At 47.4% G+C, this 22,738-nt stretch carries 20 protein-coding genes and 1 tRNA gene; 19 read left to right on the top strand and 2 right to left on the bottom strand.

Annotated elements, in window-relative coordinates:
• The first annotated feature begins 3 nt into the window (after positions 1–3).
• From NYP65_RS03510 to NYP65_RS03470, 9 genes are all read left to right on the top strand, one after another.
• The gene (locus tag NYP65_RS03510) at positions 4–1,014 is read left to right on the top strand and encodes a CPBP family intramembrane glutamic endopeptidase (protein WP_101889753.1); all 1,011 of its coding nucleotides are present in this window, start codon (positions 4–6) and stop codon (positions 1,012–1,014) included.
• A gap of 131 nt (positions 1,015–1,145) precedes the next feature.
• The gene (locus NYP65_RS03505; protein WP_101889752.1) at positions 1,146–2,528 is read left to right on the top strand and encodes a homoserine dehydrogenase; all 1,383 of its coding nucleotides are present in this window, start codon (positions 1,146–1,148) and stop codon (positions 2,526–2,528) included.
• A gap of 65 nt (positions 2,529–2,593) precedes the next feature.
• Entirely contained in the window at positions 2,594–3,688 is a 1,095-nt protein-coding gene (gene thrB / locus NYP65_RS03500) for a homoserine kinase (protein WP_473410616.1), read from the top strand.
• 136 nt (positions 3,689–3,824) lie between these two features.
• Positions 3,825–4,052: a hypothetical protein gene (locus tag NYP65_RS03495; protein ID WP_219722708.1), complete on the top strand. Its 228-nt coding sequence runs from the start codon at positions 3,825–3,827 to the stop codon at positions 4,050–4,052.
• Between the two features lie 10 nt (positions 4,053–4,062).
• Positions 4,063–4,416: a hypothetical protein gene (locus NYP65_RS03490; protein ID WP_018646327.1), complete on the top strand. Its 354-nt coding sequence runs from the start codon at positions 4,063–4,065 to the stop codon at positions 4,414–4,416.
• 40 nt (positions 4,417–4,456) lie between these two features.
• A complete protein-coding gene (locus NYP65_RS03485) occupies positions 4,457–5,890 on the top strand; it encodes a Maf family nucleotide pyrophosphatase (protein ID WP_473410615.1) in 1,434 nt (477 codons plus the stop codon).
• Positions 5,891–6,591: 701 nt separating this feature from the next.
• Positions 6,592–8,082, top strand: a complete 1,491-nt coding sequence (locus tag NYP65_RS03480; protein WP_018617613.1) for a hypothetical protein — start codon at positions 6,592–6,594, stop codon at positions 8,080–8,082.
• A gap of 224 nt (positions 8,083–8,306) precedes the next feature.
• Positions 8,307–8,594 carry a hypothetical protein gene (locus tag NYP65_RS03475; protein ID WP_004129832.1) on the top strand — a complete coding sequence of 96 codons (288 nt, stop codon included), beginning with the start codon at positions 8,307–8,309 and terminating at the stop codon, positions 8,592–8,594.
• A 134-nt stretch (positions 8,595–8,728) separates the two neighbouring features.
• The gene (locus NYP65_RS03470) at positions 8,729–9,019 is read left to right on the top strand and encodes a hypothetical protein (protein ID WP_004132974.1); all 291 of its coding nucleotides are present in this window, start codon (positions 8,729–8,731) and stop codon (positions 9,017–9,019) included.
• Between the two features lie 188 nt (positions 9,020–9,207).
• Here the strand turns inward: NYP65_RS03470 and NYP65_RS03465 are convergent, their stop codons facing one another.
• Positions 9,208–10,149 (bottom strand): AEC family transporter, encoded by a 942-nt coding sequence (locus NYP65_RS03465; RefSeq protein ID WP_473410614.1) that lies wholly within the window; start codon positions 10,147–10,149, stop codon positions 9,208–9,210.
• A 289-nt stretch (positions 10,150–10,438) separates the two neighbouring features.
• On the opposite strand from NYP65_RS03465, the gene NYP65_RS03460 reads away from it, so the two are divergent.
• The 10 genes from NYP65_RS03460 (at position 10,439) to NYP65_RS03415 (ending at position 21,300) form a co-directional block, all read left to right on the top strand.
• Complete coding sequence (locus NYP65_RS03460; protein ID WP_473410613.1) at positions 10,439–13,810, top strand: Rne/Rng family ribonuclease; 3,372 nt, start codon at positions 10,439–10,441, stop codon at positions 13,808–13,810.
• Between the two features lie 178 nt (positions 13,811–13,988).
• Complete coding sequence (gene rplU, locus NYP65_RS03455; RefSeq protein WP_004111933.1) at positions 13,989–14,297, top strand: 50S ribosomal protein L21; 309 nt, start codon at positions 13,989–13,991, stop codon at positions 14,295–14,297.
• A gap of 33 nt (positions 14,298–14,330) precedes the next feature.
• Positions 14,331–14,582 carry a 50S ribosomal protein L27 gene (gene rpmA, locus NYP65_RS03450; RefSeq protein ID WP_004106248.1) on the top strand — a complete coding sequence of 84 codons (252 nt, stop codon included), beginning with the start codon at positions 14,331–14,333 and terminating at the stop codon, positions 14,580–14,582.
• A gap of 94 nt (positions 14,583–14,676) precedes the next feature.
• Complete coding sequence (gene obgE, locus NYP65_RS03445; RefSeq protein WP_004132970.1) at positions 14,677–16,341, top strand: GTPase ObgE; 1,665 nt, start codon at positions 14,677–14,679, stop codon at positions 16,339–16,341.
• A 10-nt stretch (positions 16,342–16,351) separates the two neighbouring features.
• A complete protein-coding gene (proB, locus tag NYP65_RS03440; protein WP_415697482.1) occupies positions 16,352–17,497 on the top strand; it encodes a glutamate 5-kinase in 1,146 nt (381 codons plus the stop codon).
• Positions 17,498–17,635: 138 nt separating this feature from the next.
• Positions 17,636–18,919, top strand: a complete 1,284-nt coding sequence (locus NYP65_RS03435; protein ID WP_415691326.1) for a pyridoxal phosphate-dependent aminotransferase — start codon at positions 17,636–17,638, stop codon at positions 18,917–18,919.
• Between the two features lie 183 nt (positions 18,920–19,102).
• A tRNA-Trp gene (locus tag NYP65_RS03430) sits at positions 19,103–19,178 on the top strand.
• A gap of 38 nt (positions 19,179–19,216) precedes the next feature.
• Positions 19,217–19,432: a preprotein translocase subunit SecE gene (gene secE, locus NYP65_RS03425; protein WP_004111941.1), complete on the top strand. Its 216-nt coding sequence runs from the start codon at positions 19,217–19,219 to the stop codon at positions 19,430–19,432.
• 28 nt (positions 19,433–19,460) lie between these two features.
• On the top strand, positions 19,461–20,303 hold the full coding sequence (gene nusG / locus NYP65_RS03420; RefSeq protein WP_415691325.1) for a transcription termination/antitermination protein NusG: 843 nt from the start codon (positions 19,461–19,463) through the stop codon (positions 20,301–20,303).
• Between the two features lie 82 nt (positions 20,304–20,385).
• On the top strand, positions 20,386–21,300 hold the full coding sequence (locus tag NYP65_RS03415) for a biotin--[acetyl-CoA-carboxylase] ligase (protein WP_004132966.1): 915 nt from the start codon (positions 20,386–20,388) through the stop codon (positions 21,298–21,300).
• A 671-nt stretch (positions 21,301–21,971) separates the two neighbouring features.
• Here the strand turns inward: NYP65_RS03415 and NYP65_RS03410 are convergent.
• Entirely contained in the window at positions 21,972–22,619 is a 648-nt protein-coding gene (locus NYP65_RS03410) for a biotin transporter BioY (protein WP_172539708.1), read from the bottom strand.
• Between the last annotated feature and the right edge of the window lie 119 nt (positions 22,620–22,738).

Raw genomic sequence — 22,738 nt, 5'->3', positions numbered from 1 at the left:
AAAATGCGTAAACAGCGTAAGCTTGCAAACAAGCAGCATCCAGACGCGTATACGATTGCGCGCAAGCGTCAAGGATCTGTAGGAGTGTCGCTGTGCGTGTTCCTATTTACGTGGATTCTTGCAACGCTTTTAATTGGCGAATTGATTAGCATGTTTGTTCCAAAAGGCGTTTTAACACCTTCGCTAAGCTCATTTGTTTCTTCGGATGTTGCGCAATACCTAATAGCGTTGCCTCTTGCAATGCTTGTTCTAAGGCGTACACCAGCGGTAGAAACTCGCAAGTTTACTATGTCTTTGCGCCAATTTGGCGGATTCTTTGCTGTTAGCGTGCCAATAATGTATGCAGGAAGTTACATTGGGCTTGTTGCTTCCGCGCTTATTTCTGGCGGAAAAGCCGAGAACAGGATTGCAGATATTGTAGCAGGCGGAAACGTGTGGGAAACGCTGCTTTTTGTGGTATTTTTAGCTCCAGTTGTGGAAGAGTGGCTGTTTAGAAAGCAAATTATAGACAGGTTGCGCGTGTATGGCGAAAAGCGTGCGATTGTGTTCTCTGCATTGGCGTTTGCGCTTTTCCACATGAATATGTTCCAATTCTTCTACGCTTTTGGGCTTGGTCTTGTGTTTGGATACATGTACGTTCGTACATCGCAGCTTAGATACAGCGTGTTTTTGCATATGATTGTAAACTTCCAAGGCAGCGTTATAGCAATGTGGATTTCAAACAACATGATGGATTCAAATGGAGATCTTATTAAGGTTGAAAATTTGAACACTCATGAGATTGCGGATTTGGCTCCTGGATTTATGTTTATAGGCCTTTATGCAATGTTTATGATTGTTATGTTTGTGTTTGGAATTGTGCTACTTGCTCGCCGCAAGAGGTATCTTGAATTCTACGATTCGCCGCTAGAGATTCGTGGCACTGCTGGAACAAAAGCACTTTATGGAACTGTTGGCGTTATGGGATTCTTGATTGCGTCCGTTTTGCTGAATCTGCTTATGTTGTTTGTGTAGACTGAATCTATAAGCTGTTTGTGTAGGGTGTTTGCGTAGTCTGAATCTGTTTGTGCAAGCTGAATTTGTTTGTGCTGTTTGTGCAAATTGAATTTATTTAATTGAATATTGATTTAAGTTAGGAGGCGTCTATGTTAGACCAAAACAATTTAGAAAGCGCTCAATGTGCAAATGACGATTGCTTTGCCGCAGATCCAATTCGAGTGGGTCTTTTAGGCGCTGGAACGGTAGGATCGCAAACAGCGCGTCTAATAGTGGAAGAAAACGCTGAACTATCTGCAAGAATCGGCGCTCCGCTAGAGCTTGCGGCAGTTGCGTGCTTGCATCCAGAAGACGTGGACGCGCCATGGATTGCCAAAGATCTTTTAAGCGCAGATGCAGGAGCGATTTGTAAACGCGAAGATATAGACATAATCGTTGAGCTAATTGGAGGCTTGGAACCAGCGCACACATTTGTAAAAACCGCTCTAGAATGCGGAAAATCGGTTGTAACAGCAAACAAAGCGTTGCTTGCAAAGTTTGGCCCAGAACTATATGAATGCGCGCAAAAAAACGGAGTGGATTTAAGCTTTGAGGCGTCTGTTGCAGGCGCAATCCCGATTTTGCGCCCACTTAGAGAGTCGCTTGTGGGCGACAAAATCACGCAAATTTTTGGAATCGTAAACGGAACTACAAACTACATTCTTGACGAGATGACGGTTCGCGGGCTTGATTTTGACTCGGCTTTGCGCGCAGCTCAAGAAAAGGGATATGCGGAGGCGGACCCTACAGGAGACGTTGAAGGATTTGATGCAGCAAACAAGGCTGCGATTTTGGCAACGCTTGCATTCCAGATGCCAATAAGCATTGATGACGTTAGCGTTGAAGGAATTAGCGCGATTACGGCTGAAGATATTGCGGCAGCAAGTGCGCAAAATCGTGTGATTAAGCTGCTTGCGGCGGTTGCAAGCGACACGCGTGGCGCAGTGAGCGCAAGCGTTTACCCAGCGTTGGTTAGCAAAGAGCATCCGCTGGCTTCCGTTCATGGCAGTTTTAACGCCGTTTTTGTTAAAGCGCAAGCGGCGGATGATCTTATGTTCTACGGCCGCGGCGCTGGTGGCGCTCCAACAGCAAGCGCGGTTGTTGGAGATATTGTTGGAGCTGCTAGAAACATAGCGCGCGGCTGCAACGATGCTAGCGTGCCAATGTATAACGCCAAATCTTTGGCTTCCACGCGTTCGATTCGTGCGGATTTTGTTGTGCGATGCAGCATGGAGGATACTTCGCTGGCTCTTTGCAGCGAAGTGATGGATGTGTTTGCGGAGCACGGAGTTAACGCGGAACGATTGCCTATGCTTTGCCAAACTCAATACGATGGCGAAGGTGATTGCCCAGCTTGCGGAATCGGCGGCCCTGGCGATTTGCGCGTGCTTGTAAAAGATTGCACAGAGGCGGATTTGAGCGCAATTCTTGCGGATTTGAAAAAGGTGGATGCTGTGTGTGCAAAGCCTCTTGCATTGCGAATTATTGAGTAATCGGGTGATCGAGTAATTAAGTAATTAAGTAATTTAGTAGGCTGCTCGAGAGGAAAAGGTGCGAAATGAAACCAGTATGCAACAGTGTGTCAGTTTGCGTGCCAGCAACCAGCGCAAATCTTGGGTCGGGATTTGATGTTGAAGGAATTGCGCTTGACTATGCGGATTCGCTAGTTTTTACGCTTGATGATTCGCTTGATGATTCGCAAGATGTTCGCGTGATTATTCACGGCGAAGGCGAAGATTCGTTGCCAAAAGACGAGACGCATCTTGTTGTTCGCGCGTTCCGCAAAGCGTGCGAAGCGTTTGGCTTGCCGCGTTTGCGATTTACTCTAGAAGCGCATAATCGCATTCCACAAGCGCGCGGAATGGGGTCTTCTGCAAGCGCGATTGTTTCGGGCGTAGCTGCAGCTTGGGCTTTTGCGCATAATGGGAATCTTAACAAGCAGGCGATTTTTGAGCTTGCAGCTACAATTGAAGGCCACCCAGACAACGTTGCTCCAGCGGTTTTTGGCGGATTAACAACCAGTTGGAAGAGTGGCAGTGAGTTCCACACTGTTCGATACAGCGTTTCTAATCAAATTCGCGCAACGATTTTTGTGCCAAACTTTACTCTTTCAACGCAAATGGCTCGCAAAGCGCTTCCAGAAAAAGTGCCGTACGCAGATGCTGTGTTTAACGTTTCGCGCGCTTGCTTATTGCCGATTGCATTTGGTGATTTTGGAGATTTTAGCGCATTTGCTGATTCTTGCGATTTTGGTGACTCTGCGGCTGCTTGCGATTCTTGCGCAAAAACAACTCTTTCCAGAAACGATTTGCTTTTTATGGCTACTCAAGACGCTATTCACCAGCAATACCGAGCAAGTCTTATGCAACCAACTTGGGATTTGGTAAAAGCTTTGCGAGACAAGGGGTTTGCGGCTGCGATTTCTGGAGCTGGATCTTGCGCAGCGGTGTTCTACGAGGAAAAGTCGCAAGCAGCCGTAGGGGAAAATAACGCTACTAATATAAGCGAAAAAATAGAAAGTGCGGAAATAGAAAGTGCGGAAACTGTAGCTGGAAAAATAGAAAAAATTGCAGAACCGCTTTTGAGTGGCTGCGATTGGAAGATTTTGCACGTAAAAATTGACTCGCACGGCGTAACGGCATCTCGCGCGTAGTTTGCAAAAATATTTGCATAATTATCAGGTCAATAAATTGTGGTACATTTAATTAATGGTTATTAGATTTGATCCCAAATCTGCGTACAAACATTTTGATGAAAATCATCTAAATGAGGAAGAGATACGAAGAGCTATGGCTAAACCTGTATGGTTTGCCTTAGTTAATCCTAATGACGTGTCAAATCCACCTAGCTCGGAGGGAACAGTTGTTGCTTTAGTTATATGTTTAAGGCATCCAGGTGCGTGGGAAGATGATTTAATTGAAGTGCTTGCAAGGCCACAAGGTAAAGATTTTCTTGTGTTTCACGTAGAGCATTTGACTGATAAATGGTTTAAATATTGGAAAAAATGGGGCAAATGAGGTGATTGAAATGGATATTTATGAGAATTTAGCTGATGAAAATGTGTCTGCTCCAAATAATCCACCTGTAGCACAATTTTCAGGCGAAGATGCCGCAAAAATTATGCAAACTCTGATTTCTGAAGATTCCGATGCAACTGAAATATTTGCATCTTTATCTGGACCAGGTAGACCAAACTCAAAGGAAAAGCGCGAAATAAGTGTACAAGAGCGTTTTCGTGTTCCAAAATCTTGGAGTGAGTATATTTCTCGCGCAGCTAAGAGAGATGGCCTGCCAAATAAAAGCAAGTATTTACAGTCTTTAATTTTGAGAGATGCTCAGATGCATAATGAGCAATGCCAACTACAAGCTGTGTTGCAATAATTTGCGAATAATTTGTTTGAAGTTGTAAAAAGAGGGGAATATGGCAGTTTCGTTGATTTTGGCTTCTCAGTCTCCTGCAAGAAGAGCGGTGCTGGCTGCTGCAGGTGTGATTCCTGTTATTCACGTGAGCGAGGTAGATGAGCCAGCGGCTTTGCGTAATGCTGCAAATGAGCGAGGCGCTAGCGTGGAGCAGATGAGCGCCGAGGAGCGCGTTTCGATTTTGGCGCGAGCAAAGGCTTTTGCAGTGTATGAGTCGTGGAAGCTTGTTGCAAATGCAGCGGCTTCGGCTAGTGGAGATTTGGTTGTGGGGTATCCGCTGGAGGCTGAGTCTGAATCTTCTAAATCTGAATCTTCTGAATCTGGTAGTAACGCGTTAGCAAGTGACTCGCAATCGCATATAACTCATAACGTAGATACCGCGCAAACTCGCGATTTTTCGGGCGTAAAAGTGCCTACTAAGACTTTTGATATTCACAATTTTGCGCACGCGAATAAGTCTTCTTCTGATTCCAACAGCGTGCTTATTGTTGGCTGCGACTCCATGTTTTTGCTAGACGGCGAATGCTACGGAAAGCCGCATACTCCCGAAGTGGCTGCTGCGAGAATCAAGCAAATGAGCGGAAAAACTGGAGAATTGTTTACTGGTCATTGCTTAATCGACGCAAAAAGTGGCAAAACCGTGTGCAAGGTGAGCCGCGCAAGCGTGACTTTTGCGCATATGAGCGATGAGGAAATCCGCGCGTACGTAGAAACTGGCGAGCCGCTGGAAGTGGCAGGATCCTTTACGCTAGAAGGCTTTGGTGGAGCTTTTATTGAGGGAATTCAGGGAGATCCGCATGGTGTTCTTGGAATCAGCTTGCCGCTGCTAAGGCAGATGGTTTCGGAGCTTGGGTACGCTTGGCCAGATTTGTGGAATAGTCGCAAGCTAGAGGGCGAGGCGATTAAAGACGATCCCGCTTCCGCACAAGTGCCTAAAGAAAACGTGCATCAGCCTGGAGACGGATGGGTTATGTGCGATTGTGGGCGCAAGCATTGGGGTCATAATGGCGCGGCTGGCGTGTTGCTCGCTAGGCGAGACGAGGCCACTGGGCGCGTGACTCACGTTGTTATGCAACATCGCGCGCTTTGGAGCGCGGAAGGCGGCACGTGGGGGATTCCTGGCGGCGCAATATCTGATGGCGAAACTGCGATTGAGGGCGCGTTGCGCGAGTCGTTTGAAGAGGCGAACATAACGTCTCAAGACATTGATGTTGTTGGAGCGTATTGCGAAAGTCACGGAAATTGGCGTTATACAACGGTTTTTGCGTTTGAAAAGCCAGGTCATTGTGTGAATCCGTGCGCGCACGACGACGAGAGCATGGAGATTAAGTGGGTGCCGATTGACGATGTGCAGAAGCTAAAGCTACTCACGGCAATGCGCACTGATTGGCCGTCCTTCCGTGCTCGCCTTGATTCTCTTGCCTCGCAAAAGTAGTTGCGCAAAAGTAGCATCGCGAAGATAGTTGTGTGAAGGTAGCTGCGCAAAGAGATCCGCAGTTTGGAAGTAGATTTCCAAATGTTAGCTAGTTTTGCAGAATTTGGAAGTAGACTTCCAGCTTTTGCTAGTTTTTGTTAAATGTAAAATTGCGCTGTACCTCGATTTTCGTGAAAAATCGGCATATTTTTACCCTTGATTTGGTGAAAAATCAGCATATATTGACATTGATTTTCGTGAAATATATACTATAAAACATAGTGTTTTCAATGGTTTTGTGTGTTTGTGTAGTGTGTTTGTATCATAATCCGAGTTTGTTGCTTCTTATCTATGAAATCTTATAAAATCGTATTTATGCGCTGATGCATGCTAGTTTTGCTAGTTGTTAGATGTTATATGGCTTGTGCTTGATTTTGTAATTTTGCTTGTGATTCATGGGGATTGTGGGAGAGTATTAACAATCCGAATTTTAGAGGGGTCGAATTCGACTCCTTTAAGAATGAGGCTGATTTGTGCAAAGTTTGTGTAAAAAATGACGCGTGTTGTTGTGTGAAAATATTGATTTAGGGCTACGGGGGGGGGGTATTCTGAGTGCTGTATACATCATTTTTAGTGTATAAAAGTCGAAATTTCGTAATGCGATTTTTTGGCGCTCAGATTCTCCCACGTTATTCGTGAAGAGAAAGAAGAAAGGATGAGTTATGTTAAATAAGAAAGCGATTGCTGCTTTCGCTGCCGTTGCAACGCTGGTTTCTGGACTAGCGTTTGCTGTTCCTGCGGCTTCTACTGCGTTTGCTGCGCAATCATCAACTCCTGCCCCAGAGCATAAGACTGAGCCACAGACTCCAGATGAGCATAAGCAGAATCCAGACGTGGCGCCAACGCCAACTCCAAAGGTTGACACGACTAAGGAAGATGCTGAGTTTAAGGCGGCTCAAGATTTAGCCAACCAGAAAGCCAAGAATGCGTTGCTTTTGAAGCAGATTGCCGAAGGTAGTGTTAAAGCCTTGCAAGAAAAGGTTGCTAAGGCTACTGGTGCTGAAAAGGTGAAGCTCCAAGAACAGTTGGAAAATGCTCAAAAGATTGCCAGTTCTTTCAGTGAATTGAATGATAAGGCTACGAGCGTGGCTAAGGCTTACACTCAGACTGCAACCATTCGTAACGATGTTAAGGCTCTTGAAGGCCAAGTTGCGACCGCTCAGGCCGAGTTCGACAAGTTGGCAAAGGAACAGACTGGTCCATCTGGTTCTGAAGCTTATAATAAGGCTGCTGAGGAGCTTGGAAAGTTACAGAAGCAGCTTAAAAGCAAGAAGAATCTTCTCGAAAAGGCTAATAAGGGTGTAACTAAGGCTGAAGAAACGCTTGTAAAGCAGGAAACTAAGGTTCAAGAAGTTCAGAATCCTAAGAAGCAAGACCCTCAGGCACCAAAGTTTAACGTTCATGACGTTCTCGCCAATGTTAATGGTGATAAGGTTGCTGACTATAAGTTGACTCCAGCTGATGTGAGCGAGCTTGTTGGTGAAAAGAAGAATACAGATCCAGTTGTTCCACCAGCTCCAAAGCCAGTGACTCCAACTCCAAAGCCAGTGAATCCTGTGGAACCAGACCATACGACTCCGTCTAATCCTTCAACTCCATCGGATGATACTCCATCTTCGACTCCGTCTGTAACAACTCCATCCGCTTCGACTCCTGCTGGCGCATCTCAGTCTGCTCCTGCTGCTGGTGTTCCTGCGGCTCCTGCTTCTGTTGCTGACTTGTTGCCTGCTTTGAAGGGCATGATTACGGCTGGTGCTAATAATGTTGTTGTTGCTGGCGTTGTGAACAGGGTGACTTTGAGTATTTCTAACCAGGCGTTCCTTGATCGCTTGAACCGTGATGGTTCTGCTAAGGCTTATGCGTTCATTTACTCTAGCCCACGTCTTCTTAAGGGTGCTGATGGTGCTAATTATGTGACTGTTCGCTTGGTTAATGGTAAGCCTCAGTTTGATGCCATGTTCCCAGCTGGTTATTCTGGCAAGCATACGGTTGTTCTTGTTGATGAGCAGGGCAATCAGCTTGGTTGGACTAACATTACTGTGAAGAGTGGTGTTAGTGGTTTGCCTAATAGTGGTGTTGGTGTTGCTTTGACTGCTTTGGCTGCTAGCGTTTTGGCTGGTGCTGGTGCAGCGTTCCGTAAGATTCGCCGCTAAGCTATTTGGCTGTGTTTAGCTCTGAATGGTGCTGAACGCGTAGAAACTATATGATAAAGGCCTTTGTGTGTAATGCGCGCAAGGGCCTTTTTGTATGCTTTTTACATGCTTTGCGCCAATTTGCATTAGGCTTTTTGCATGCTTTGATTAGTTCGATTAGCCATATTTTGATAATCTCTGGCACAATGTGATAACATTTCGTATACGAAATATTAGGAGTGATTATGGCTAATTTTCGCGGTGAAGGTGGCGTTGACGTTACCGATGAAATGCTTGATAAATGGGAAAATGATGCTGAAAAAGGCATATATCATGGAAAAGCTGGTAATTTACGTATTAAAAAGCCGCTTGGCAGACCGCCTCTTTATGAAGAAGCTATGCTGCCTATAACTTTCCGCATATCTGCTGAAGATGCGGAGGCTCTAAAGGCTTCTGCTGATAAGCAGGGTGTGAAAGTTGGGGACGTTGTTCGAGAAGCGTGCAAACTGCTTCTTGCTCAAAAAGCAAGATGATTGCAAAGTGTTGTGATTGCTTAGCTTTTAATATGTCGCTTGTTTTTTTTTGTAAAGCTTGAGAACAATGCAATACTTATAATTCATGCGAATCGGCTTACAAAAGGATTTTTACAAGAGATAAGGGATGCAAGATGAGTAGGAATACGTATACGGCAGAAAATGGATTCGTTATTACAGACGATATTGTTGATAAGTGGGCTGCAGAAGCGGAAGGCAATTTTTCTGGTGCTGCTGTTACAGAGTTTTCTGGAAGAGCTTGGGAAGATGAGACTCAGCCATTGAAGCCGCGTACTGTTAGGTTAAGTGATACTGTTTGGCATTTAATCGAAGATGATGCGAAGCGCAGAAAGATGACTGTGAGTGCGTGGACTAGAAAAGCTATACTTAACGAATTGTCTAATGAGCTAGCGTCGCAAAGGTAGCTGTGCGCTTTTTGCGCTCCGACATGCCTTCGCGCTTAAAGCGTAGCGCGCGAAGGTAATTCGGAGCGCTGAGCTTGCTTAAAGTTGAAAGCACGGTGTGCTTTCAACGCAAGCGAAGGCGTTAGCGCGCTTAGGCCGCGCTAACGACGCGACACGCCGTGAATCAGCTACAAAGTGCGGAGGATTAATCACCCCAAAAGTGCTGCGATTAGCGCAATAAAAATCGGACTCGTAATAGTAGAAAACAGGATTCCGTCGCGCGCAAAACTCAAGCCAACATTGTATCGTGCAGCGTAATTGTACACGTTCTGACCAGTCGGAAGAGCCGCCAGAACAACGCATGCGTAGAGCGTAGCACCTCTAAAGCCCATAACAAAATAAGCCAGCAAAAACGCAACAATTGGCATAATCAGATTTTTAAGAATCGCAACCGTCGCAATCGCAGCGCGATTAGAATCCTTTTGTAGCGGCTTGCTGCCGTAAAGCGACATTCCAAAAGCCATCAAAATCATAGGAACCGCGGAATCGCCAATCATCTTAATCGGGTCATAGAGAAAATTCGGAACAGGGAAATATCCAACTTTTGCGGAAATTGCCGAAATAATAATTCCTCCAAGCGACCCGATTAAAAGCGGCTGTTTAAGCGGCTGCTGAGTAATGCGCTTAAGCGAGCACTTTCCAGTAGTTGTAACGTCTAAAACCGTTAGTCCAACAGGCGTAAAAACAGCTTGCTGCATAACTAAAATCGGTGCAACAAGCGCGGGATTTCCAAGAATATAAGTTGCAACAGGCAAGCCAATGTTGTTCGAGTTTAAGTAAAGCGAGTTAAGCGCGCCAATTGTGCAATCCGCTGCAGGAAGGTGGAAGAACAGGCGATTAAGCAAGATGAACGCGATTCCAACAATCATTGCGGAGAAAAACGCAACAAAAATTGACGAGTGGAAAATCTCAAAAATTGGCTCTTTTGCAAGGATTGCAAACATTAAACAAGGACTAGATACAAAGAAGCTTACGCGATTAAGCACCATTTGTACTTGCGATCCGCCGATGCGAAGACGCGCGGTTACGTAGCCTGCGGCAATTACGATGCCGATTACGCAAAAGCCTTGCATAGCGCTGATTAAACCCATGCAAACGATTTTAGCGCTGATTTTGCGATTGGGGTAATGCGAAATTGACTTTTAAGAGCGTATGTTGTTTGACGTTGCAATATGGCATACTAGAGAACGGTGGCGCTGCAAGCCGCCAAAGCATTCGACGGCGTCGATCCCCTCGCGCGTTTTATCGCATGATTTTATTGAGGCAGGTGTCCGCTGTCGCGCAGCTAGACTTTATTAACAGCCCGAGGGGTGGCTCGCATAAGCGTGCCCATTCCAGGCTAAGAGCGCGAGACGATTGCAGCGTTTCGCTAGGAGCATTGTGCCCAGAGTAACGCGAGAAAGCTTCAACGTATTTGAAGCAGACGATAATAAAAAAGATAAAAATGAAAATGCTAATTCTAGTGCTAGCGAGAATGCTGGTGCTGATTCTAGCGTGAATTCTAATGCTAGCGTAAATCCTAATGCTACTTCCGCTAGAGTTGGCGGCGTTGTTAATGTTGTTTCGGGCTCTAAAGATGCTGCTAACGGCGTGCGTCGCAGGCGCGCTGGAAGGCGTGTAGTTAGAGTTGCAGGTGCTGCTGGCGAATCGATGAAGTTGCACGTTGAAGGCGGAGATACTCAAGATTTGCGCAATGGCGTAGCGGCGGCGGATTCTGCGCCTTTTGTTGCGGATTCTGCGGCAGATAGTTCTTATACACAGCAGCAATCTCAAGCACATTTACGCCCAATAACATCGCTTTTGTTCCAAGAGCCAGTTTTGCCTCAGCGCGAGCATTCTGCTGAAAGCCGCGATGCGGATTCGGATTACGAAGATTCAAGCAGTAATAAGCGCGATTCGCACAGCCGTCGTGATTCGCGTGATTCGCGAGATTCTCGCAGTAAAGACGATAGTAGGCGAAATAGCCGCGAGTCGCGTAATAATCGCAAGTCAACAGACAATAGTTTAGATTTTAGCGAATCATTTGAAAACAAAGACGATTTTAGTGAAGACACAAATCGCAATTCTAAAAAATCGCGTAAGACTCGCTCGAGCAAGTCTTCTGCAAAAGCTAAAGGCAGCCGCGAGAGTTTTGACGAGAATTATGATTTGCAAGATGACGATACGCAATTGATTCGCGTGCGTTCTAGAGCAAATCGTGACGAGAAAAACGCTCAAATTGAGCGAGATAAGAATGCAAATCAAGATGAATCGCAAGCAAGTGAGCGCGGCGAGTATGGAAGCCAGAACGCCCGAAAATCGCGCAAAAATCGCAGACTTAACGCTGCAGAGCGCAGAGCTGCTGCCGAGGTTGAGCAAATCGAAGAAGACCTTGAATACGACGATATAACTTACGCGCCAATAGAAAATCGTAAAGCTGGAAAAGCCTCTAGAAGACTTGACTATAGCGATTTTGAGGATGATTTTAGTGGAGATTTTGCTCGAAATCGCGTTGATAACTTTGATAGCGCTGATAACGCAGATCGAGCAGATAGTGCAGATCGCGCTGATCGCGCAGATTCAAATGAAGTCTACGCAAAAGAATCCGATTTGCAAGATGACGAGGATGGTGTTGTAACAAGGCGCAGGCGTCGCAGGCGCTCCTCTAGAGTAGATAGGGCAGATAGAGCAGATAATGCCAATAAATCTGCAGAATCCGAGGATTCTTCCTTTAACTCGGCGTCAAGCAAGTACAGCGTAGACGAAATTGAGGTTTCTCAAGAAGACCGAGATTTGATTCCAGACCCAGAAGAATTGCGATCTCAAGACGAAGAAGTTTACACGCGTAGGCGCAGGCGTCGCAGATCCAAGATTGCAGATGATTCAAGCACGAGTGAATCGCGATTTGACTCTGCAGAGGCGGATTCGCAAAGTCGAAGGTCTAGAAAACAGCAATATATTGACGAAATCACAGATATTGAAGGCTCCACAAGGCTGGAAGCCAAAAAGCAGCGCCGCCGCGATAATCGCAGAGAGCGCAACCGCCAGAACTTGCTTATGGAGCAAGACTTTTTGGCAAGACGAGAAAACGTTGACAGACTTATGGTTGTGCGCGAACGCGATCGTCACACGCAAATCTCTGTAATCGAAGACAACATTCTTGTTGAGCATTACGTTTCCGACATTCAAGAAGTTGCAACCGTTGGAAACATTTACCTTGGCCGCGTGCAAAACGTTTTGCCAAGCATGGAGGCTGCATTCGTAGACATTGGTCAGGCTAGAAACGGCGTGCTTTACGCTGGCGAAGTCAACTGGGATACAACCAGGCTAGAAGGTCAGCCGCGAAGAATGGAGCTTGCGTTTAAGGCGGGAGACCCTGTTTTAGTGCAGGTTACTAAGGACCCTATAGGCCATAAGGGTGCGCGACTAACATCGCAAGTAACGCTTGCTGGAAGGTTCTTGGTGTTGGTGCCGTCTGGAGCGATGACGGGCGTAAGTCGCAAGCTATCCGACCGAGAGCGCAGCAGACTTCGCGCAATCGTAAGCAAAATCGCGCCTAAAGACATGGGCATAATCATTAGAACTGCTGCCGATGGTGCTAGTGAAGATGCGATTGAAAAAGACCTTGAGTCGCTTGTAAAGCAATGGGATCGCATAGAAGCAAAGCGTCAGGAATTCTTGCACGGAAAGCGTCCAAAGCTGTTGCAAGGCGAGCCAGACGTGGCGATTCGCGTTGTTCGAGACATTTTTAACGATGACTTCCAAAAGATGATTGTGGAAGGCAAGGGCGCGTACGACCGCATTTGCGAATACTTGGAGATGATGGCGCCTGATTTGCGAAGCAAGATTGAGTACTGGGATCCTGCAGAGCATGAAGGTAAAGACGTGTTCGACAAGTGGCAAATCGACAGCCAGCTTAGAAAAGGCATGGAGCGCCAGGTTTATCTTCCTGCAGGAGGTTCGATTGTTATTGACCGAACGGAAGCAATGACAACGATTGACGTGAACACGGGCCGCTTTATTGGCCGCGGAAAATCGCTGGAAGAGACTGTGACTCGTTGCAATTTGGAAGCTTCCGAAGAGATTGCGCGCCAGCTGCGACTTCGCGATATTGGCGGCATGGTTATGATCGACTACGTAGACATGGTTATGCCAGCAAACCGCGATCTTGTTTTGCGCCGTCTTGTTGAGTGTCTTGCGCGCGACCGCACAAAGCATCAGGTTGCGGAAGTTACGTCTCTTGGCCTTGTACAAATGACGCGTAAGCGCGTTGGGCAGGGGCTTGTTGAGGCGTTCTCGGAGGAGTGCCCAACGTGCAAAGGCCGCGGGTTTATTCTTCACGACGAGCCGACTGTGTCTTCGGAGTATGCGGATCCGTATGCGCTTAAGGGCGGAGATCCGTTTATTAAGACCAATAAGCACGGCCACGGAAGCATTGCGGACACTGCGCCTACAGTTAAGCAGGAGTCTAGTGCGGATGTTCGCGCTAAGTTGGCTAAGATTGCGGCGGCTGCGGCATCTTCGGCATTCTTTGAGGAGTCTTTGCGCAGAAGTTTGGACGGCGGTAAGGATTCTGCGGATGGTGATGATTCTGCGGATTCTGCGATTAGTGAGGATGCTGCGAATGCGGCGTTTGCTGGCGATTTTTCAGTAGATGAGCCAGTAGATAAGCCAGCGGAAGAGTCGCAAGAAACCGATGAATCGCAAGAAGCAACAGACGAGTCGCAAGAAAAAGACGAGTCGCAAGAAAAAACAGACGAGTCAGAAAACTAAAAACGCCCAAAGTATAAGGCTTGAGTACAATAGTTTCTACTGTTTAGCTCGACTTTATAGATTAGCTCTTGACGTTAGTACAGGGGTAGGTGTATTTTTGATAGTCGGTGTCTTGCCGCATGTTCAATGCTGCGCGCGAGGCAAAAGTAAAGCTTTCAATTTAGCTAAGGAACGAATTATGTACGCGATTGTGAAGGCCGGTGGCCATCAAGAGAAGGTTGAGGTTGGAGACGCCATCCTCGTAAACCGTCTCGATGCAAAGAAGGGCGATACCGTGGAATTCCCGGTCGCGCTCGTTGTTGACGGTGCTAAGGTGACCTTAAGCGCTAAGGATCTTGCAAAGATCACAGTTAAGGCAGAAGTTCTTAACGACGAAGCTAAGGGTCCAAAGATTAGCATTATGAAGTATAAGAACAAGACTGGCGTGGCTCGCCGCAAGGGTCATCGTCAGAAGTTGACTCTCGTCAAGATCACGGCCATCGCCTGATTGACGGTGTTATAAACCTGAAAGGACAGCAAGATGGCACATAAGAAGGGTGCGTCCAGCTCGCGCAACGGTCGCGATTCGCAGGCGCAATATCTTGGCGTTAAGAAGTTCGGTGGAGAAGCTGTTGTGGCTGGAAACATTATTGTTCGCCAGCGCGGCACCAAGTTCCATGCAGGACAGAACGTTGCTTTGGGCAAGGATCACACGCTGTATGCTTTGGTAGACGGCAATGTGAAGTTTGGTATTCGTCGCGATCGCAAGGTTGTAGACGTAGTTACCGCCTGAGTAACTCATTAATCTTCTAGCCGCACCCCGTTCGGTGCGGCTTTTTTGTTTTCGCAAAGCTGGCGAGTATTGAGCATCAAGTAAGGTAAAAGTTATGAGCGATTTTGTAGATCGAGTAACAGTACATGTTAAAGGCGGCGACGGCGGCAACGGTTCCGCAGGCGTGCGTAGAGAAAAATACAAGCCACTTGCAGGGCCAAATGGCGGCAATGGCGGCAACGGCGGAAGCGTTATATTCGTAGCCGATCGCAATGCAAATAGCTTGCTTGATTACCGATTTATGCCACATCGAGTAGCGCAAAGTGGCACAATGGGCTTGGGAGATACAAAAGACGGCTCCAAAGGAGAAGATCTTATACTCCCAGTGCCAGTTGGAACCGTGATTTTTGAGGCGAAGGGCGCATCGGGCGCGCAAAAAAGGCCAGGCAACGTTTTGGCGGATTTGCAACACGTAGGAGACACTTTCGTAGTCGCAGCAGGAGGCGCAGGCGGTCTTGGAAACGCTGCTCTTGCAAATAAAGTGCGCCGCGCTCCAGGATTTGCGCTGCTTGGCGAGCCTGGTGAAGAGCGAGACGTAATCCTAGAACTAAAGTCGATAGCAGACGTGGCACTAGTTGGATTCCCGTCTGCAGGAAAGTCAAGTCTTGTAGCGTCAATCAGCGCTGCAAAGCCAAAAATCGCAGATTATCCGTTTACAACGCTTGTGCCAAATCTTGGTGTAGTCAGTTTTGGCGAATATCGTTACACAATCGCAGATGTTCCAGGGTTGATTCCAGGTGCTTCCGAAGGAAAGGGCTTGGGGCTAGAGTTTTTGCGTCATATTGAGCGCACGGAAATAATCGCCCACGTAATCGACTGTGCAACGTTGGAGCCAAATCGCGACCCAATCAGCGATTATAATGCTTTGGAACACGAGCTTTCGCAATACGCAAATAAGCTTGATTTGCCGCTTGGAGCGATTCCGATTCCAGATCGTCCGCGAATTATTGTGCTCAACAAGATTGATGTGCCAGAAGCAAAAGAGCTGGCGGAATTTGTGCGAAGCGATTTTGAAAAAATGGGCTTGCCAGTTTTTGAGATTTCTACTGCATCTCATGAAGGCTTGAAAGAGCTTGGTTTTGCGCTTGGAAAGATGGTGGCTAGTATGCGCGAAAAGCTTGCTGAGCAAGAGGCAGCGCGCGAAGAAGAGCGAGTTGTTATTCAGCCGCTTGAGCAGCCAGCATTAAGACGCAGGCGCGACGATGGGCGCGGAAGTGCTAGCGACTTTACGATCGAGCGAGAAGAAGACAAAAATGGCGACTTTTGGTTTACTGTTACAGGCGCTAAGCCAGAGCGTTGGGTTGTGCAAACAAACTTCGACAACGACGAGGCAGTGGGCTATTTGGCGGATCGCTTAGCGAAGCTTGGTGTAGAAGACGAGTTGCGCAAGAAGGGCGCGCGACCAGGAGACGAGATTAGGATTGGCCGCGGAAACCGCATGGTTTGCTTTGACTGGGATCCAAGCATTGCAGCAGGTGCGGAAGGTTTGGACGGCGCAAGCCTTGGTGCGCGCGGAAAAGACTTGCGACTTGAGGCAAATGATCCGCGTGGTGCAAGGCGCACTAATGCGGAGCGTCGCCGTGATTACCACACTATGATGGACGCAAAGAGCGCTGTGCGAGATGCGATGATGGCGGAACGCAAGCAAGGTCATTGGGCGGATCCATCGGTAGATGACGACAAACACGATGAGCAGAGCCTGTTTGGGCGTGGAGAGTAATTGATTAATAATGGTTAATAAAGCAATTGAGCCTACCGAAAACGGGGTTCGGCGTTCAATTAGCAATGCGCGCACAATAGTCGTAAAAGTGGGGTCTAGCTCGCTAACGGCGCAAAATGGCCATTTAGATGTGCAAAAGCTGCGCTCGCTAGTAGACGCCATTAGTCGCGCGCAAATTAACGGAGCGCATGTTGTGCTTGTGTCTTCTGGCGCAATCGCAGCAGGATTTGGGCTTCTGGGCTTTGATTCTAGGCCAAAAGACGTTCCAACGCAGCAAGCTACGGCTTCGGTTGGTCAGGGTTTGCTTATGGCGCAATACGAGCAAGCTTTTGCAAAATATGGTCTAAAAGTTGGTCAAATGCTGCTAACTGCAGACGTTACTATTTCGCCGTCTCGCTATCGCAATGCTCAACGTACAATGCTTAGGCTGCTGGAATTAGGCGTTGTGCCAATCGTAAACGAAAACGATGCTTTGTCTAGCAACGAAATACGTTTTGGAGATAACGATAGGCTTGCGGCGCTTGTGGCGAATATTGTGCGAGCAGATGCGCTGGTTCTTTTAACAGACGTTGATGCGCTTTACACGTCTCCGCCTAGCGAGCCAGGTGCTAAGCGAATTGGCTTTGTTGCAGATGTTACGCGCGCGCTAGACGATGTTAAAGTTGGCGAAAGCGGCTCGGGCGTTGGCACAGGTGGAATGGTGACCAAGATGGATGCGGCGCACGTTGCTGCTGTTTCTGGAATACCAACGCTTTTGACATGTGCTAGTAACGCGGAGGGTGCGCTATCTGGCGATTCGGTTGGAACCGTGTTTGCTCCACTAAACTCGCGCGCGTCTTCTAGAAGACTTTGGATTGGTTTTGCGTCTAATCCGCATGGCTCGATTATTGTAGATGCTGGTGCTGCTGCAGCTGTTTGCGCAGGGCGAGCGAGCCTGCTGGCTGCTGGAATTGTGGGAGTTACTGGCGATTTTTCTGCAAGCGACCCAGTGTGGATTGACGACGAGCATGGCAACCACTTAGCCAAGGGTCTAGTTGCATTTGATTCAGACGAGATACCGCAGGTAATGGGTCTTACAACGGATGATTTAGAGGCCACTTTGGGGCGGCAATATGCGCATCCTGTGGTTCATCGCGATAATCTTGTGCTCTTATAGCGTTTGCTGCGATTTGCGTTTTTCTTACTTGGTATTGCGCAATACCAAGTAAGGAGCACACAACTTCAAATAGGAAGCCTCGCTGGTTGAAACGTAAACAAAATCGTGAAATAACGTGTAATGGCTAAACTGTAGAGTATGGCAGAAAATATCGCAGCAAATATGGCAGCAAATGCATCGCAAATCGCAGCAAATACATCAAACTCCCAATGGCGCTCTATGAGCAATCGCATTAACAAAGTCGCTCCAAGCGCAACGCTTGCTGTAGATGGCAAAGCAAAAGCAATGAAAGCTGCAGGAATCGACGTTATTAGCTTCGGCGCAGGTGAGCCTGATTTTCCAACGCCGCTCTACATTGTGGAAGCCGCAGCCGCAGCATGCAAAGATCCAAAAAACTACAAGTACACAGCTACGGCTGGTCTTCCAGAGTTACGTGAGGCGATTGCGCGCAAAGTTAAGCGCGATTCTGGCTACGATGTTTCCCCAAATCAAGTTGTTGTAACGAATGGCGGCAAGCAGGCTGTTTACGAAGCATGCCAGATTTTGCTAAATGATGGCGACGAAGTTATAATCCCAGCGCCATATTGGACAAGCTACCCAGAGGCAGTAAAACTTGCAGGCGGCGTTCCTGTGCCTGTTATGTCTGGCGCGGATCGCGGTTTTGAGCCAGATATTGATGCGATTGAGGCGGCTCGCACACCGCGCACGCGTGCGATTATTGTAACTTCGCCTTCTAATCCAACAGGCGCTATTTGGAGCGGGCAAACGATTCGCGCTATTGGCGAATGGGCTGTAAAACACCATATTTGGGTGCTTTCCGATGAGATTTACGAGCACTTGCATTACGACGGCGTAAAAACTTCGTACATTGGCGTGGAAGTGCCAGAAGTGCGCGACCAGCTGCTTGTTTTGAATGGCGTTGCAAAAACTTACGCAATGCCAGGTTGGCGTGTTGGCTGGATGGTTGCGCCGCTTGAGGCCGCAAAAGCCGCTATTAAGCTTCAAAGCCACATGACTTCTAACGTTTCCAATATTTCGCAGCGCGCAGCTCTTGCAGCAGTCGGCGGGCCATTAGACGAAGTCGCAAAAATGCGTGATTCCTTCGACGCTCGTCGCAAGGCGATTGTGCAAGCGCTAAACAGCATGGAAGGCGTGACTTGCCCTCTTTCGCACGGAGCTTTCTACGCGTTTGCAAACGTTGAGGCGCTGCTTAATCGCCCGTTGGGCAAGGATTCTAAGATTCCAGGCACATCGTCTGCGCTTGCGCAAATGCTTCTTGACGAAGCGCATGTTGCTGCTGTTCCTGGCGAGGCTTTTGGCGCGCCTGGCTACTTGCGATTCTCGTGCGCTTTGGCGGATAGTCAACTTGCAGAGGGCATGAGGCGCATGAAGCAGTGGATTGAAGGCGGAAGCGCGTTTTAAGCGTTGCAGCGCGTCTTCACTAGGCGGCAGCGCGTTTTCACGCGGAAAAGTCGCCAGCAACCGCGCATTTAGCGACACTCGCTAATCATAATAAAAACCCTTAAATCTTGCCCTTCCGCTATCATGAATATTCGGCGGTTTTGCCAAGTCAATCTTTTTAAGGTATGATTAGCAAGTTCACCTAGGGATGTGGCGCAATTGGTAGCGCAACGGTCTCCAAAACCGTAGGTTGTGGGTTCGAGTCCCGCCGTCCCTGCCAGTTTTATTGTTAACAATTTTTAAACGAAGGATTCAAGCATGGCCAAGGCAAAAGAGAAGAAGCCAAATTTGTTCATGCGTATTGGCATGTTCATTAAGCAAACTATTGACGAGACGCGCAAAGTCGTAGCTCCACACGGCAAAGAGTTGTTTGCTTGGTCTGCTTCCGTGTTTATTTTTGTTATTTTCTTGATGGTTTTTGTCACTGTTATGGACTTCGGTTTAGGCAAGTCCGTTATGTGGCTGTTTGGCTGATTTAAACGAATTTTGAGGGTGTGCAAATATGACTGACGAGTTGAATCTCGAAAATGTTGAATCCGTAGATAATTCTGTAGAGAATCTAGATAATCTTGCGAATTTAGACGCATCTTCCGATGCGGTGGAGGCGCATGAGCAGGCTGATTCTACGGCTGCTGGCGATTCGCCAGTGGAAAATAGCGCTGATTCTGCCGACAATTCTGCTGATTCTGCTGAAGATTCCGAAGATTCCGCAGACGTAAATCCTACAGACGCTGGCGCCGCCGCAGTCGCCGAGTTTTCCAAGACTTTGCGAACTCTTGAAGGCAAGTGGTACGTTCTTCACACCTACTCTGGCTACGAGAAGCGCGTTAAAACTAACGTTGAATCTCGCGTTCAAAGCTTTGGTTTGGAAGACAAGATTTTCCAGATTGAAGTGCCAATGGAAGAGGTTGAAAAGCACACAGACAAGGGCAAGAAGGTTATTACGCGCGTGCGCGTTCCAGGATATGTGCTTATTCGCATGTGGCCAGACGAGAATGCTCGCCGCATTGTGCGCGAGACCGAAGGTGTTACTGGTTTTGTTGGCCCGTCTAAGGAGCCAGCGCCTCTTAGCCGCAAGGAAGTTATTGATATGATGGCTCCTATGATTGCGTCTGAGGCGTTGAAGAAGGCTGGAGATAAGCCAGCAGCAGCTCGTAAGCGTACTGTTGAGGTTGCTTACAAGGTTGGAGATCAAGTTACAGTTACCGACGGCCCATTTGCAACTATGGCTGCCGTTGTTTCGGACGTAGATCCTACAACGCAAAAGCTTACGGTTCTTGTTTCTATCTTTGGCAGAGAGACTCCTGTGGAGCTTGGCTTTGACCAGGTAGAGCCTATTGTTTGATAGCTATTTCTTTGATAGCTGTTGTTTAATAGGTTTAGTCTGTTTAGGCGATTTTAATAGATTTTAAGGGATTTAATTCTCGATGAATTTTATCTTTTTAGACTCGGTTGATTCTACGCAAAATATTGCGCGAAAAGAGCTTATTGATTGCGATTTTGAAAGCTCTTCAATCTTGAATCCGCTTGTTTGTGCGATTATTGCAAACAATCAAAGCGCTGGCAGAGGTCGTCTTGGTCGCAAGTGGGTTAGCGAATCGGGGCAAAGCTTTCTAGCGTCTTATGGTGCTGTTTTGCCAAAAAGCGTTGTTATGGATTCAAAATACAACGGTTGGCTGCCTATGATTGCAGGACTTTGCGCAAGAGACGCGTTGATTGGCGCGCTTAAAGATGTTGGTGCGCGCAAAATCGCAGAAGCCAGCGAAGTTGGCGAAATTAGCGAAATCGGCGAAGTCGAAAGTAAAATTTGCGATTTTGGTCAAGAAATAAAAATCAAGTGGCCAAATGACATTTTTATTGGCGATTGCAAAGAAGGCGGAATTTTAACCGAAATCGCAGCACTTGCAAATCATGACTCTTTACAACAAAATATTGGTGTGATTTTTGGAATCGGCCTTAATCTTAATGTGTCTAAAAGCAATCTTCCAATCGAAAAAGCAACATCTTTACAAATGCATTACGCGAATCTTCCAAATGCAATGCAATTAAGGGATATTATTGCTAAGCGTTTAGCGCAAAACTTAAACAGTAGACTAGCGAGTTTTGTGCAAAATCCTGCGCAAAACGCATTGTGCTTGCGTAAGGAAGTTAGCGCAGTTTGCTGGACTCTTGGGCGCAAAGTTAGCGTGTATGCGCCAGAAGTTAATAGCGAGTTAAACAACAGCGAATGCGTTAAAGGCATTGCTCAGAGCGTTACTGATGATGCTTCGCTTTTGATTCTTAAAGACTCGGGAGAATCTGCGATTGTGCACACGGGCGATGTTCACGCGCTTAGTGTTTGATACAAACGTGGGCGCGACAACCTACCTGAGCGCGCTGTAACGCGCGAACGGTTTTCCTCGCCTAGTGTTGTAGGAGGGCTGGGTGTTTCTTGTCTCACAACGCTCCGCCTCTTGCGTGTTGTCTGCTGTTGCGGTTGTTCCGATTTGGCTTTGATTTTTTGTTTTTGGTTTAAGTTTGTTTGTATGTGTGTGTCATTGGGTTGTCTAATATCGGCTGCCGCTCTTATACTGTTCGACCAAGAATCACCCAGCCCTCTTACGTGCTTGAACAATTACGTATTGCTTAATCGCCTGAGATTCTCGATTTTTCTTGCTGCTTCAGCGAATCACCATTTCATGCTGAGGTTCGCTTCATCCGCTGCGAAAAATCTCGAATCTCTACCTAGCTTGCGCGACGACCTGCCTGAGCGCTTGAAGCGTAGCGCGCGAAGGCAATTTGGCGCGCTGAGCTTGCTCAAAGTTGAAAGCACAGTGTGCTTTCAACGCAGGCGAAGACGTTAGCGCGTTTAGACCGCGCTAACGACATGACCTGCCTGAGCGCGAAAATGAGTCAAAGTGATCTTGCTTTTGGATGCAAAAAAGACCGCAGCGACGAGACTGCGGTCTTGGAATAGTTAGCGCGTTGCGCTTGCGATTAATCACGCATAATCACGCATAATCACGCTTCACGATCACGCGTTGTGCTTAAACGCGCCATACAATCCTGCGCAAACTGCGCTAGCGATTGCAGCCTTAATAATATCGCCCACAATAAAGCCAGTAGAAGCCACGGCGATTGCCCAAACAGGCAAGTGCATCATAAGCGATTGGCCTACAAATCCAAATGCGTAAATCACAAGAGAACCAACAACAGACGCTGCAAAATACGCGCCAAATCGTGCAAATTTCTTAGCAACAGAATCCTCTGGCATAGCAGCATTAACAACACCTTCGAGAGCAGACTTTACAAGCGCAATCGCAGCCACGCCGAATACGAATCCAACAAGGAATCCAACGCTAGGACCTGCAAAAGCCACAACGCCACTCTTTCCGCCTGCAAACACTGGCATTCCAGCAGCACCAATCGCAAGGTACATAAGCACAGAGCTAACGGCTTGGCGCCAAGTCAAAGTAAGACCTGCCAAAGCCAAAACCAAAGTTTGCAAAGTTACAGGAACAGGAGTTCCAGGAATTGGCAATGCGCCAGCCATAGTGGCAGCGCTAATAAGAACAGTAAACAAAAATGCCTTAGCAAATGGAACAGCTAAACGATTAATGTCAAATGCCTTAGATGCAACTGCATTAGAGTTTGCGCCAGAGTTTGATTCAAAATTAGCCACGATATCCTTCTTTCGTATTGTTTTTCGTTGCTGAATCAAAGATTAGACAAGAATCGGGCAGCGCGCGTTGGAGAAGTTTACAAAAAATCGCATAATGTTTTGTTCAAATTCACGGATAC

This window comes from Gardnerella sp. c12Ub_1, from assembly GCF_055804375.1.
Note: the sequence above shows the minus strand (reverse complement) of the source record. Positions and strands in the feature narration are given on the sequence as shown.

Bases quoted from the DNA above. Each gene is read 5' to 3' on its own strand.
- NYP65_RS03490 (WP_018646327.1), top strand. From the start codon at position 4,063: ATGGATATTTATGAGAATTTAGCTGATGAAAATGTGTCTGCTCCAAAT.
- NYP65_RS03485 (WP_473410615.1), top strand. From the start codon at position 4,457: ATGGCAGTTTCGTTGATTTTGGCTTCTCAGTCTCCTGCAAGAAGAGCG.
- NYP65_RS03495 (WP_219722708.1), top strand. From the start codon at position 3,825: ATGGCTAAACCTGTATGGTTTGCCTTAGTTAATCCTAATGACGTGTCA.
- proB (WP_415697482.1), top strand. From the start codon at position 16,352: ATGGTTAATAAAGCAATTGAGCCTACCGAAAACGGGGTTCGGCGTTCA.
- NYP65_RS03480 (WP_018617613.1), top strand. From the start codon at position 6,592: ATGTTAAATAAGAAAGCGATTGCTGCTTTCGCTGCCGTTGCAACGCTG.
- NYP65_RS03475 (WP_004129832.1), top strand. From the start codon at position 8,307: ATGGCTAATTTTCGCGGTGAAGGTGGCGTTGACGTTACCGATGAAATG.
- NYP65_RS03470 (WP_004132974.1), top strand. From the start codon at position 8,729: ATGAGTAGGAATACGTATACGGCAGAAAATGGATTCGTTATTACAGAC.
- thrB (WP_473410616.1), top strand. From the start codon at position 2,594: ATGAAACCAGTATGCAACAGTGTGTCAGTTTGCGTGCCAGCAACCAGC.
- obgE (WP_004132970.1), top strand. From the start codon at position 14,677: ATGAGCGATTTTGTAGATCGAGTAACAGTACATGTTAAAGGCGGCGAC.
- NYP65_RS03510 (WP_101889753.1), top strand. From the start codon at position 4: ATGCGTAAACAGCGTAAGCTTGCAAACAAGCAGCATCCAGACGCGTAT.
- nusG (WP_415691325.1), top strand. From the start codon at position 19,461: ATGACTGACGAGTTGAATCTCGAAAATGTTGAATCCGTAGATAATTCT.
- NYP65_RS03505 (WP_101889752.1), top strand. From the start codon at position 1,146: ATGTTAGACCAAAACAATTTAGAAAGCGCTCAATGTGCAAATGACGAT.
- NYP65_RS03435 (WP_415691326.1), top strand. From the start codon at position 17,636: ATGGCAGAAAATATCGCAGCAAATATGGCAGCAAATGCATCGCAAATC.
- rpmA (WP_004106248.1), top strand. From the start codon at position 14,331: ATGGCACATAAGAAGGGTGCGTCCAGCTCGCGCAACGGTCGCGATTCG.
- secE (WP_004111941.1), top strand. From the start codon at position 19,217: ATGGCCAAGGCAAAAGAGAAGAAGCCAAATTTGTTCATGCGTATTGGC.
- NYP65_RS03415 (WP_004132966.1), top strand. From the start codon at position 20,386: ATGAATTTTATCTTTTTAGACTCGGTTGATTCTACGCAAAATATTGCG.
- NYP65_RS03465 (WP_473410614.1), bottom strand. From the start codon at position 10,149: ATGGGTTTAATCAGCGCTATGCAAGGCTTTTGCGTAATCGGCATCGTA.
- rplU (WP_004111933.1), top strand. From the start codon at position 13,989: ATGTACGCGATTGTGAAGGCCGGTGGCCATCAAGAGAAGGTTGAGGTT.